At 37.3% G+C, this 13229-nt stretch carries 11 protein-coding genes and 1 other annotated feature; of the genes, 9 read left to right on the forward strand and 2 right to left on the reverse strand.

Going from position 1 to position 13229, the window contains the following annotated elements; all coding sequences use genetic code 11:
- The first annotated feature begins 276 nt into the window (after positions 1-276).
- The 6 genes from FC748_RS02435 to recO all read left to right on the forward strand — a co-directional run bounded on the left by FC748_RS02435 (position 277) and on the right by recO (position 5756).
- Positions 277-2397, forward strand: a complete 2121-nt coding sequence (locus tag FC748_RS02435; protein WP_024363032.1) for an HD family phosphohydrolase — start codon at positions 277-279, stop codon at positions 2395-2397.
- Between the two features lie 9 nt (positions 2398-2406).
- Positions 2407-2880, forward strand: coding sequence for an rRNA maturation RNase YbeY (gene ybeY, locus FC748_RS02440; protein ID WP_024363031.1), 474 nt, complete (start codon positions 2407-2409; stop codon positions 2878-2880).
- Entirely contained in the window at positions 2881-3231 is a 351-nt protein-coding gene (locus FC748_RS02445) for a diacylglycerol kinase family protein (protein WP_024363030.1), read from the forward strand. It abuts the gene before it with no gap.
- A gap of 241 nt (positions 3232-3472) precedes the next feature.
- On the forward strand, positions 3473-3886 hold the full coding sequence (locus tag FC748_RS02450) for a cytidine deaminase (RefSeq protein WP_029747264.1): 414 nt from the start codon (positions 3473-3475) through the stop codon (positions 3884-3886).
- Positions 3873-4790 (forward strand): GTPase Era, encoded by a 918-nt coding sequence (era, locus tag FC748_RS02455; RefSeq protein WP_108029799.1) that lies wholly within the window; start codon positions 3873-3875, stop codon positions 4788-4790. Before FC748_RS02450 ends, era begins: the two co-directional genes overlap by 14 nt.
- A 171-nt stretch (positions 4791-4961) precedes the next feature.
- Positions 4962-5756, forward strand: a complete 795-nt coding sequence (gene recO / locus FC748_RS02460) for a DNA repair protein RecO (protein WP_024363027.1) — start codon at positions 4962-4964, stop codon at positions 5754-5756.
- Positions 5757-5785: 29 nt separating this feature from the next.
- Here the strand turns inward: recO and FC748_RS02465 are convergent, their stop codons facing one another.
- Positions 5786-7213, reverse strand: coding sequence for an S-layer homology domain-containing protein (locus FC748_RS02465; RefSeq protein ID WP_108029798.1), 1428 nt, complete (start codon positions 7211-7213; stop codon positions 5786-5788).
- Between the two features lie 734 nt (positions 7214-7947).
- Here FC748_RS02465 and FC748_RS02470 point away from each other — a divergent pair.
- Both FC748_RS02470 and FC748_RS02475 read left to right on the forward strand, forming a co-directional pair.
- On the forward strand, positions 7948-9666 hold the full coding sequence (locus FC748_RS02470) for an HD-GYP domain-containing protein (RefSeq protein ID WP_024363025.1): 1719 nt from the start codon (positions 7948-7950) through the stop codon (positions 9664-9666).
- Between the two features lie 109 nt (positions 9667-9775).
- Positions 9776-10543 (forward strand): GNAT family N-acetyltransferase, encoded by a 768-nt coding sequence (locus tag FC748_RS02475; protein ID WP_108030019.1) that lies wholly within the window; start codon positions 9776-9778, stop codon positions 10541-10543.
- A gap of 175 nt (positions 10544-10718) precedes the next feature.
- On the opposite strand, the gene FC748_RS02480 is transcribed toward FC748_RS02475, so the two are convergent.
- On the reverse strand, positions 10719-12104 hold the full coding sequence (locus tag FC748_RS02480; protein WP_024363023.1) for a glycine--tRNA ligase: 1386 nt from the start codon (positions 12102-12104) through the stop codon (positions 10719-10721).
- 166 nt (positions 12105-12270) lie between these two features.
- Positions 12271-12447, reverse strand: a binding site (T-box leader).
- Between the two features lie 137 nt (positions 12448-12584).
- On the opposite strand from FC748_RS02480, the gene ccpN reads away from it, so the two are divergent.
- Entirely contained in the window at positions 12585-13217 is a 633-nt protein-coding gene (ccpN, locus tag FC748_RS02485; protein WP_024363022.1) for a transcriptional regulator CcpN, read from the forward strand.
- Positions 13218-13229: the final 12 nt, after the last annotated feature.

Here is a 13229-nt window from a genome sequence, read left to right on the forward strand (position 1 = left end):
GAAAGCGAAGCGACAGGTACAACGATAAGCCTGAACACAGCGTAGCGGTGGAGGAGACTTAAGCAACGCCCGCGGAAAGCGAGCAATCCGTAACGGAAATCAATGGCAAAAGTTTGAGACCAAAGCGAAGTGACAAGTCAGCGAATTATGCATATATAAGGTTAAATGTGACGGCTATACATATACGTATAGCTGTTTTTTTGCTTTCTTTATACATTTTTCGGGAAAAATGTTTTTTGAATTGGTATGATAGAAGATAGATAGGGGAGGTGCCAAATGGAGAAACAACTTCAGAAAATTACGGAGCTTATTGGATTCCGCTACTTTTTGATTGTCGTTCTCATCCTTACAGGAGCATTACAATTTACATTTATGTATGGCAATGTAAAGGGTGTTACATATGATTTTAAACCGTTGCAACTTGCGTCAGAAACAGTAAGATCAACGAAAACCATCGAAGATACCGTGAAGACACAGCAGGAACGAGAAAAGGCTGCTAACGCAGTTACGCCCGTCTATCAATTTTCTGAAGACGTCGCTAAGCAACGTGTAGCAATCGTGACGTCTTTATTTGATTATGTCCTCGAAGTGAAAAAGGATGTCGAAAGTAGTAAGGACCCTGTTGCAACTGTCGACCAAGTGGCAAAGCTCCGGAAAAAATTAGAATCCATTGATGTGGATCAAATGCCTGTCGTCTTTACCGATGCACAGTTAGAAGGCTTATTACAACAAAGTGAAGCCGATTTAAAGCGAACAAGCATACAACTATCAAAACTTGTACAAGAATACCTAGAAAAATCAATTCGAAAAGAAAATGTGTTAGCTGCTCAAAATGATTTTGAAACAAAAATACGTGGACAGCGTGGCTATCCTGATAGGATTTTAAGTACCGTCGTATCAATTGGACGTGCTAGTATTATCGAAAACGAAACCATTAATGAGGAACAAACGAAAGTTAGAATAGAACAAGCAAAGGAAGCCGTTGAACCAACACGTATTCTACAAGGTCAAATCATCGTACAAGAAGGTCAGATTATTGATAATGAGGCTTATCGCCAGTTAGAGCTACTGGGTATGGTGAGTAATAAAGCATCACTGAAGCCGATTGCAGGGCTAATTATTTTAACGTTCATTCAAATGATATTTATGTATATTTATTTTGATCGCTGGGAAATCGAAGAACAGAAAAAGCGCAATGCATTACTCGTAACAGTTATTGTGTATAGTTTTTCAATCCTGCTAATGAAGTTTATAAGCTTAGTGGCAGATGGGTTTGATGTGACAATTGCCTTTTTATTCCCAACAGCGTTAGCTACAATGCTTGTACGTCTACTCGCTGATGATCGAGCTGCAGTCCTTATTACTGTCATGACAGCTGCTTCAGCAGGGGTTATTTTCCAAGAAGGATATTCTTCTGTAATGCAGATGGAAATTACTTTGTATATCATATTTGGTGGCTTTGCGAGTCTATTCTTTATGCGTAGTGTAGAAAAACGCTCGCATATTATGCAGGCGGTTGCCGTGATTTCTGTTGTAAATATGGGCTTTATCGCATTTTATTTATTAATGACACAATCATCTTATGGTTTATCTGAGCTATTGTTTTACTTTATAGCCGCGATATTATCAGCACTACTATCTGGTGCGCTAACGATGGGACTATTGCCATTTTTTGAGTCAGCCTTTAGTTTGCTCTCCACATTACGTCTCATTGAGCTATCCAATCCAAATCATCCATTGCTGAAAAAGCTACTAATGGAGACACCGGGAACATATCATCATAGTGTAATGGTAGCGAATCTAGCTGAAGCGGCATGCGAAGCGATAGGTGCGGACGGATTGCTCGCACGTGTCGGTTGTTATTATCATGATATCGGCAAAACGAAACGACCAGCTTTCTTCATTGAAAATCAAATGTCAGGTATGAATCCGCATGATTCCATGCCTCCAGAAACAAGTGCTGAAATAATTATTGCGCATACAACTGATGGCGCAGAAATGCTAAGACGTTATAAAATGCCACAAGAAATTATTGATATTGCGCTACAACATCATGGTACAAGTCTGCTTAAATTTTTCCTTTACAAAGCGAAGGAAGAAGGAAAAGTAATAGATGAGGCAAAATTCCGTTACCCAGGACCAAAACCTCAAACGAAGGAAGCCGCGGTAATAAGCGTTGCTGATAGTGTGGAAGCGGCGGTTCGTTCGATGAAAGAGCCAAATGCTGAGAAAATTCATAAACTCGTTCGAGCAATTATTGATGACCGTGTACAAGATCATCAGTTTGATGAATGCGATATTTCGATAAAAGAGTTAAAATGTATAGAGCAAGTACTTTGTGAGACGTTGAATGGGATTTTCCATTCCCGTATTGAATATCCAAAGGCAGATAAGTAGGAGGCACTAATGATTTTAACGATTGATTTTACAGATGAAACAAATGAAGTGACAGCACAACATACGGAGCTTGTAGAAAAGCTTTTACAACATGCTGCAAAAGTGGAAAAGATTGAACCTGAAACAGAAGTATCAGTAACTTTTGTCACAAATGAGGCTATCCAAGAAATTAACCGAGAATACCGCGATAAAGATCAACCAACAGATGTGATTTCCTTCGCGCTAGAAGAATTAGGCGAGGGAGAAATGGAAGTAACATTTGAAGGCATGCCGCGCATTTTAGGTGATATTATAATTTCCACGGATCGCACTAAGGAACAAGCAGAAGAATATGGACATTCATTTGAACGAGAATTGGGCTTTTTAGCTGTCCATGGCTTCTTGCACTTATTAGGTTATGACCATATGGTACCTGAAGATGAAAAGGTGATGTTCGGCAAACAAGAGGAGATTTTACAAACTTTTGGCTTAGGACGTGACTAAATGAACTTACGCAAATATTTACGTTCATTTGGATATGCTTTTGAAGGAATAATCACAGCATGTAAAGAGCAAAATTTTCGATCTCATTTGCTTAGTGCGTGCATTGTTATCATTGCAGGTTATTTCACAGGTTTATCACGAGTTGAATGGTTGATTGTGCTATTATTAATAGCACTGATGTTTGCGCTTGAAATGATCAATACTGCGATTGAGCGAGTTGTAGACTTAGCATCAACAGACATTCACCCACTCGCTAAGCAAGCTAAGGATGTTGCAGCGGGTGCGGTGCTTGTATTTGCGGTATTCAGTGCTATAATCGGTTTACTTATCTTTATACCGAAATGGTTTTAGTTTTGTTCCATTACAAGCTACCACTTCGCTATGTGAGGATAAACGCCAACTATGCTCTTATGCATGTGTGGTTTAAACGCTGGCAAAAATCAATTGAAAACCCCAGCAAATGTCACAGATTTTGGAGAGGCGCTTTTCAAGCAGGCTCGAAAAAATCTAGACGCAATTACGCTGTGGCGTAATGGATAGTGCCTAGTCAAAGAGGTATATTTGATTTTTATGTAGAGGAGAATTAGCATAGATGAAGATAGATATGCATGCATTACTAGAAGAGTCAAAAAAAGCACGCGAGAAGGCATATGTTCCCTATTCAAAATTTAAAGTGGGAGCTGCGCTTTTGACTAAAAATGGCGATATCATCCACGGCTGTAATATTGAAAATGCTGGCTATAGTATGACGAATTGTGCGGAGCGTACGGCGTTTTTTAAAGCCATTTCAGAAGGTGTTTATGATTTTGAGGCAATTGCGATTGTAGCGGATACGGAAGGCCCCTGTGCGCCTTGTGGAGCTTGTCGCCAAGTGATGGTGGAGTTTTGCCCACCAACAATGCCTGTCTATTTAACAAATTTAAAAGGTGATGTCACGGTAACGTCAGTTGGCGAATTAGTACCGTTTGCATTTACAACGGAGGATTTAGAGAATGCTGGAAAATAATACTGGCTATAAGTCAGGCTTTATCTCAATTATTGGAAGACCAAATGTTGGGAAATCTACATTTTTAAACAGAGTCATTGGTCAAAAAATTGCCATTATGAGCGATAAGCCACAAACAACACGAAATAAAGTACAAGGTGTACTGACAACAGATGATAGCCAAATGATTTTTATTGATACACCAGGAATCCATAAGCCAAAGCATAAGCTAGGCGATTTCATGTTAAAAGTATCTAAAAATACATTGCGTGAAGTGGACGTTATCATGTTTATGGTAAATGCGGAGCAAAAGCTTGGAAAAGGTGACGAGTTTATTTTAGAAATGCTCGAAGGTAATCCAACGCCTGTGTTTCTAGTAATAAATAAAATCGACCAAGTTCACCCAGATGAATTAATGGGTATTATCTACAGTTATAAGGAACGTTATGACTTTGCGGAAATTGTGCCGATTTCAGCACTTCAAGGTAATAATGTTGAAAACTTACTAGCAACACTTACTAAATATTTACCTGAAGGCCCACAATATTATCCTGCCGATCAAGTAACAGACCACCCCGAGCGCTTTATCATTTCCGAGTTGATTCGTGAAAAAGTGTTACATTTAACACGTGAGGAAATTCCGCATTCCATTGCAGTAGTCATTGATAAAATTCGTCGTGATGAAGAAAACGAAGGAAAAATTCGTGTAGCTGCGACAATTATTGTAGAGCGTGATTCTCAAAAAGGCATTGTGATTGGGAAGCGTGGAGCATTACTGAAAGAAGTAGGAATCCGAGCTCGTAAAGATATCGAAATGTTATTGGGTTCTAAAGTGTATTTAGAGCTATGGGTAAAAGTGCAAAAGGATTGGCGTAATAAATCGACACATCTTCGTGACTTTGGATTCCGCGATGATGAATATTAATTTTCTTCGTAGGGCTTAATTGTTTCAACTGAAGTCTACCGTATCGAGTATTGCAGTGGACAAGTGTTAGTTGAAGTAATGCTTGATTCAGAAGAAGGGAAAATGGAGCTGTCCAAATATGTTTGGAGAGCTCTATTTTCATGGAAAACTTGAAAAAAAGGAGGGGGATGGATGCTTTATAAATGGGAAGGTATTGTGCTAAAGGTGCGTGCGTACGGGGAATCCAATAAGATTGTGACGCTACTAACGCGAGAAGCTGGTAAAGTAGCAACGATGGCGCGAGGGGCCAAAAAACCTTCAAGCAGATTATCAGCTGTGACACAGCCCTTTACATATGGCATGTTTATGGTGCAGCATCATACAGGTATGGGCACTTTGCAACAGGGAGAGCATCTCAATTCAATGCGTCATATACGTGAGGATATTATAGCGACAGCCTATGCGAGCTATATTATGGAACTAGTGGAACGTGTAGTGGAAGAGGGAAAAGCAGAACCTTTTGCATTTGAAGTACTCTTGCAAGCATTACAAGCAATTGAAGATGGCTATGATCCGGAAGCTATTACCCTTTTTGTAGAGTGGAAAATGCTCCCTTATACGGGTGTGCAACCGATACTCCATGCTTGTGCTTCTTGTGGTGCAGTGGATGGGGAATTTGCCTTTTCTTTTGCACAAGGAGGTTTCTTATGCCACCGCTGTTATCAGCATGATCCATATATTATTCGCCTAACACCAACACAGTTAAAGTTAATCCGAATGTTTTATACCGTTCCAATTGATCAGATTGGTAAACTGGAATTGAAAAAAGAAACAAAATATTTCATAAAAAAAATTATTACAACGATTTATGAAGAACAAACTGGAATCCGCTTTAAAACAAAGAAATTTATTGAGCAATTAGAAAGAACGCCTGAATTACAGTTAAGACCATCTACAGATAAAACAGAAATGCCAGAGGACAATTAATGTACCCTCTGGCTTTTTTACATAATGAATTAGTAGTCTTCCATATCATCGTATAAATCGTAATAAGTTGCCCATTTACCTGCAATTTTCATAAATTCAACATTTAAATATGCAGTTTCTCCATTTTTTCCAGTTACATGTATCATGGCATTGCCCTCTGCTAACGGTGTTACAATCAATTTGTTTCCATTAAGTACTGCTTTGACTGGTACTTTGTAAGTTGGATCAGAACCATCATCTAAATCTTCTAATGCAACTTGTACCGGTTCAAATGATAAATAATCGCTTGTAAATGTTAGTTCGTCGGTTAATTCGTAAAGGTCAATACTACGTACAAAATCATACGTATATACATCAGCCGCCATTATTTGTTGTTGGGTACCATTTGTGAAAGTTAATAAGTATTGTCCATCTTTAAAAATCGATAGTGTTGTATTATTATCTTTCGTTTCTAGTGCATAGGAATCTGAAGATAAAGCTTGTCCATCGGCTGTTTGTATACTTACTTCTGTAGGTGTGAACGTTAAATCCGTTTCATTTAAGTTGAGCGGTAGATATTCTAAATAGTCTTCTTCCTTTACTTCTTCAAGCGTTGTTTGTAGCTTACCGTCTACAGTTTTTACATGAACTAAGAAAAAGAAATCTGTGAACTCTTCTGTCTCTTCGCTAAAACCAGAAATGACTAATTTACCAGTACCTTCTTTTAAAGGCTTAATCGTAATGGTATTTGTCATCATCTCTTCGTCATCCCATGTGAAAATATCCTCTGCGGGTTCAATTCCACCATAAGAAGCGAAAATATAATCTTGGTTAAAACGACTTGCAGAAATCATAGCATTATGTTGAGTGTTTTCTGCTCTTACTACAAAAGAAGCCAGTTGAGAACGTTTTACATAGCTTTGAGGGCCAAAGGTAGTCGGTGTCGTGCCTTTTGTAATGTTATTAGAAAATAATGTTTGAATATATGGCTCATATTCACTGCCAGCTTCTACATCTGTAAAGGGAATATCGATATCATCAGTAATTGTTAAATCAAAGCCCTTGACAATCATTTTCGACAATTGACCTCGTGTAATTTGTTTCGTTGGGTTGAAATACCCATTAGAGCCTCGGATGATCCCTGCTTCTGCTAGTGCAGCGATGGCACCGTAGTTTTCATTGTCAGGAGTAATGTCCTTAAAGTTAGGATTTTTTACATGAACAGTATCAAGATGTAAAATGCCTGCTAAAATTTTGGCAGCCTGTGTACGGGTAATAAAATTTGCGGGCTTGAACGTGCCATCTGGGTAGCCGGATATAATTCCACGCTCTGCTAAGTTTATGATTGCTTTCCCTTCCTCTGTTGAGGGATTTATATCGGGGAATGATGAAGCAGCATATGCTGGGGGTGCTATGACAATGGCGCTCGTTGCGATAGTTGTTGCCATAACCAGTTGATAAAAACGATGTGTATTCAATTTGTTTCCTCCAATGTCCATTTTTATAGCTTGCTTTTTTCTAGTAAAGATCCTTCCTATGTACAGTTTCAAACTTCCGGACGATTGATTGCGAATGGTTGGTATTACTATGTATTGTTAAAAATACGTACTTTAACACAAAAGATTAACTATAATAATATATTTATAACAAATTGTTGAAGGTGAGAATAGAGGGAATATTATCCACTATAAAATGGGAATTATGAGATATAAATAGCAATGAGCTTATGCTACTAGGAAAAAAAGATTAGTAGATAACATTTAGTGAGAAATTTTTTGTTTTTTAAGCCATTCTTTATATTAATAGAAAAATGGCTATTTTTTATAAATATACATTTATTTATATTTTTAAATAGGTCAAATGAAATATAACATTGCCTGAATATCGATAAAAATAAATAAAATAAATAAGAATAAATAACTAATTTTTAGGTGGTTTATAATATATGCATAGTATTAACTAATCATTTAAGCCCCATATACTAGTTGAAAAGGCATTTTAACCTATGATATTGTAAAGATACAAAGAAATGTAATATTAATTATTCTTGTATAATTATACGAAATAAAGTTTAGGAATGTAATTTCAAACTATTTTAAAACCATGCCTCTATCAGCAAAACGTACTATTGTACGTTATTAGATTAATGCAGTCCTATGGAAAAGGGAGGGAGGTCACATAATGCTCTAACCATGCGTGTGTGGCTGATAAAATGCTAAAAAAAGTGATATTATGTATTGATGAAGTAGAAGCCGGTGATATTTTAGCAGAAGATATTTTTTCCGAGTATCGCCTATTAGCTAAAAAAGATTTAGTGCTAACTGAAAGAATTATTGCATTACTTAAACTTAGAAGAGTAGAAGAATTGTCAGTTTATCTATCATCAGATTCAGTAAGAATTGTTCATGATTTAAGTATACAACGTACAATGGAGTACGAAGATATTTTTGCACCACTGTTGGAGAAAAATGAAGAGATAGATGAATATCAAGTAGCGGTCAGTAATCTATTTATGTCAACGTTAGAAAATGTTGTACATGAATTACGTTATGGTCAAATATTAAAAAGTACGCAGGATACGGCATATGTCAGAGGTATATTTGAACGGATTTTAGCAGAAAAGAGTCGCTACGATTTGCTTATGCGTTTAAAGGAGTGGGATGAATACTCATTTGTCCATTCATTTGATGTCTTTGTTCTTGGAACAATTTTTGCAAGACAATTAGGCTTAACGGACATTGAGATGCTTGCCAGAGGTTATTTATTTCACGATATCGGCAAAGTTTTTATTCCACAAGAAATCTTAAGTGTAAAAAGAAAACTGTCCGAAGATGAATTTGATATAGTCAAAACACATACGACGAAAGGCTACGAGCTTCTTATAGAAAATGGTGAAGCTGATATTGCCTATTTGGCGCGCGATCACCACGAACGCTTTGCTGGAAAAGGGTACCCTAACCAACTGTGTGCAGATGATATGAGTGAAGGTGTTCAGTTATTACAAATTATTGATGTCTATTCTGCAATGACCTCAAAGCGTGTATATCATTCTGGATATGGTGCGACGGATGCTTTAGCAGTTCTATATCGTGATCGGCATTTATATAATGAAAAGTTTATGAACAAATTTGTAGAATGTCTTGGCATCTATCCTGTAAACTCAGTTGTGTTACTATCAGATAATCGTAGTGCTCAAGTAGAGCTTGTCTATGATATGTTCCCAACATTGCCGAAAGTAAAGTTACTAGATGAACAAACGTCCATGAACTTACCACTGAATTATAGTGTCAAAATTGTTAAAATGATTGATTATCGTGCCAATAGTTTTGAGGAGATTTTTAATTTATTTATCGAGCAGTTGATACGTAATGATGAAAATTCTTTAAGGGTACATTTCAATAAATTGATTGACCATTTACATCCGAAAGAAATTGTTTTAAAAATTTTTCTCCCAGCTTTTCGTATTCTTCGACTACTAACGAGAGAAATACAAACCGATATGAAGAAATATAAAAATTCCATACTCATATTAAATAAATTGTTGGAAGAACAATTAAATGTTTTGTACATGGATTATCAGCATGAGCAAACAACTATTTTAGTTGTTGAAACGGCTGTTCGAGAAAATTTTTTCATCAAACTTGTTCAGAGTATTTTGTATATTGACAAAATTGTACCATTCTTTATCAATCCGGGAGATGACCAGCGCATTACGCAACTAATGGAGCATTGTGGAGTCAATGTTGCCTATTTTATTGAGGAAGAATTGACGATAGACAGACGAGTGCGTCCTATGCGCGAAGGGACATTTCTCTATTATTCTCTAAGTGATATTGAGGAACTGTTAGTAAACTTAGTAGGGATGAGTATGAAAAAGTTTCTATTTGAAGAAAAAATGCAAGAGCGATTATTTATATCGTTAAAAGCATAAAGCAAGATATTTATGACGACCAAATCAACAGTTGATTTGGTTTTTTTTGTAAGCTTGCAAGAGGGATTAGATAAGGCAGTTGCAATTTAAAGGGGGAGTTCGATTGGCAATTGATAGTATCATCGAATTGAATGAACAAAATATTGTTCAAAGTGGATGCTTTTGTCTACGCAGTAATCCACATGCTACAGGATATATAAATAAAAGTAACTGGCTTTATGAAAGATTTCATGAAGGATTAAAGTATATAAAAATAATGGACAATAATAAGCAGGCAGGTTTTATTGAGTATACGCCGATTGAGTATTCTTCAAGGGTTGTGTTTGGTGAAAACTATGTTGTGATTCATTGTTTGTGGGTAAGTATTACTGGAAAGGGCTATGCCTCGAAATTGATTGATAGTTGTATAGAAGATGCAAAGAAACAACAGAAATCAGGTGTCATTGTCATTACAAACGCAAATAGTTCGTGGGTTCCGAGTAAGCAAATTTTTTTGAAACATAACTTTAAAGAAGTAGAGCAGGTACCAAATGGATTTGAATTGCTTGTTTATAAGTTCAGAAATGCACCAAATCCATATTTTCCGAACGATTGGGATAAGCGGCTAGCATCTTATCAGGAGCTAACAATATTCCGAACCCCTCAATGTCCCTTTGTAGATATTGCAACGGATAATGTTGTAGAGGCTGCAAAAAAACTAGGCATTCATGCTGAAATCATTGATGTGCAAAATAGAGAAGAATTAGTCAGACTTTCTCCTACGCCTTATGGTGTCTATGGAGTCATCTATAAAGGAAAATTACTAGCCTTTCATCGACTTACTGTGCATTCGGCGATAAAGCGTTTAAAAGCCTTTCATCCAATTGATGGTAATTAGAGCGCTAGTTTTAAAAGCGGAAGTGGGCAGTGACTCTTGTAAACAACTAGACATACACTAGTGTTACAGCTTACGTGTATGCCCACAAAAAGCATTGCCGAAGCAAAAACGTGTTAGATTGACTGTAATCAATCTAACACGTTTTCTTTGCTTAAAACCTAACTAATCGTTTGAATTAAAATTGAAGATGCTTTTCGATATATGCTTTCACATCAGCGATTGGCATACGTACTTGTTCCATTGAATCACGATGACGAACAGTTACTTGACCATCTTCTTTTGAATCGAAATCGAATGTAATACAGAATGGCGTACCGATTTCGTCTTGACGGCGGTAGCGTTTACCGATTGATTGAGACTCATCAAAATCAACAGGGAATGATTTGCGTAACGCTGACCATACATCTGCAGCTTCATCAGATAATTTTTTAGAAAGTGGAAGAACAGCTGCTTTAAATGGTGCTAAAGCAGGGTGGAAACGTAATACGGTACGTTTGTCATCACCTTCAAGCTCTTCTTCATCATAGGCGTCACATAAAAATGCTAATGTCACACGGTCAGCACCTAAAGATGGTTCGATACAATATGGTACATAACGCTCGTTTGTTACTGGATCAATATAAGTGAAATCTTCGCCTGAATGTTCCATATGTTGTTTTAAGTCGTAGTCTGTACGATCAGCTACACCCCAAAGCTCGCCCCAGCCGAATGGGAATTTAAATTCGATATCAGTTGTTGCATTTGAGTAATGCGATAATTCATCTTCCTCGTGGTCACGTAGACGCATAGAATCTTCTTTCATACCTAAGTTTAACAACCAGTTTTTACAGAATTCTTTCCAATAGGCATGCCACTCAAGGTCTTCACCAGGCTTGCAGAAAAATTCAAGCTCCATTTGTTCAAATTCACGAGTACGGAATGTGAAGTTCCCTGGCGTAATTTCGTTACGGAAAGACTTCCCGATTTGTGCGATACCAAATGGTGTACGTTTACGCATAGAACGTTGTACGTTTTTAAAGTTAACGAAAATTCCTTGTGCTGTTTCTGGACGAAGGTAAATTTCATTTGTTGAAGATTCTGTTACACCTTGGAATGTTTTAAACATTAAGTTGAACTGACGAATATCAGTGAAATCTGCTTTGCCGCAATCAGGGCAGACAACATCGTATTTCACCATTGTTTCTTTCATTTGATCGAATGTCATACCATCAACGATAATTTCATCACCTTTTGCTAGCGCAGCATCTTCAATGATTTTATCTGCACGGTGACGCGCTTTACAAGCTTTACAGTCTACCATTGGGTCGTTGAAGTTGCCAACGTGACCAGATGCAACCCATGCTTTTGGATTCATCAGGATAGCCGCATCGATTCCAACATTATGTTCAGATTCTTGGACAAATTTTTGCCACCAAGCTTTTTTGACATTGTTTTTTAATTCCACACCCAGTGGACCATAATCCCAAGTATTTGCTAAACCTCCGTAGATTTCAGAACCCGGGAAGACAAAGCCACGATGCTTTGCTAAAGATACAATTGTTTCCATTGATTTGTTAGCCATAATAATAGCCTCCTTCGTAATTTTTCCTTGCATTTGAGTGAAACGTAACTGTCTGATAGGACGAATAGATAGACAACAATCATGATAGATTACCCTCATATTTGTTGAAAATAAGAATTCGCCATATCCAAAATAAAAATAGCACCCGTCTCCGGGCACGAAAATGCCCAGGGACGAGTGCTAATACCCGCGGTTCCACCCTGATTGTTTTAAACGCTTTGTTTAAAACCTCTTTTCAAAAAGTTAGCTCAAGGAGTGCCTTTCTCTGTTGCTATGTAGACTTTCACCATCTTCTACTCGCTAAATAAATGAACAGATACTTTTTTCCTATCATCGCCTGTATAACGCAAGATTGCTCGAAAATACATGGAGAGCAAGCGTCTGTGTCAATATTGTAGCATGTAGTTCTTTTCTTCGCAATAACCATTAAAATAGTATATAATAATTGAGCATAAGTATAACACTATTAGATTTGAGGCGGTGAGTCCAATCGAACTCAATAAACGTCAGGAAGACATTTTACAAATTGTGAAAGAGAACGGCCCGATAACAGGGGAACATATTGCAGAACGTCTCAATCTGACAAGAGCGACTTTAAGACCAGATTTAGCCATTTTGACAATGGCTGGCTTTTTAGATGCTAGACCAAGAGTTGGTTATTTCTATTCTGGTAAAAAAACATCCGTAACATTAACGGATAGCATTAACAATTTAAAAGTTAAAGATTTTCACTCTGGACCTGTTGTTGTACCTGAAACAATGACGGTGTATGATGCCATTTGCTTCATGTTTTCAGAGGATGTCGGGACCCTTTTCGTTGTCGATAAAAACGAATTTTTGACAGGTGTTCTGTCTCGTAAAGATTTACTGCGTACAAGTATTGGCACGCAGGATTTAAATAAAATTCCTGTACATATTATTATGACACGAATGCCAAATATCTCGTACTGTGAAAGATCCGATTCGTTAGTTGTTGCAGCTAATAAGCTAATAGAACGAGAAGTAGATTCATTACCGGTAATCGAACCACAAGAGGGTGGATTGACGATTGTAGGTCGTCTTACTAAAACGACCATTACACGTGCTTTCCTGTCGCTTGCGCAAAATGTCTAAAAATTGAAGGGG

This window comes from Lysinibacillus sphaericus (assembly GCF_005217585.1).
GTDB classification, from domain to species: domain Bacteria; phylum Bacillota; class Bacilli; order Bacillales_A; family Planococcaceae; genus Lysinibacillus; species Lysinibacillus sphaericus.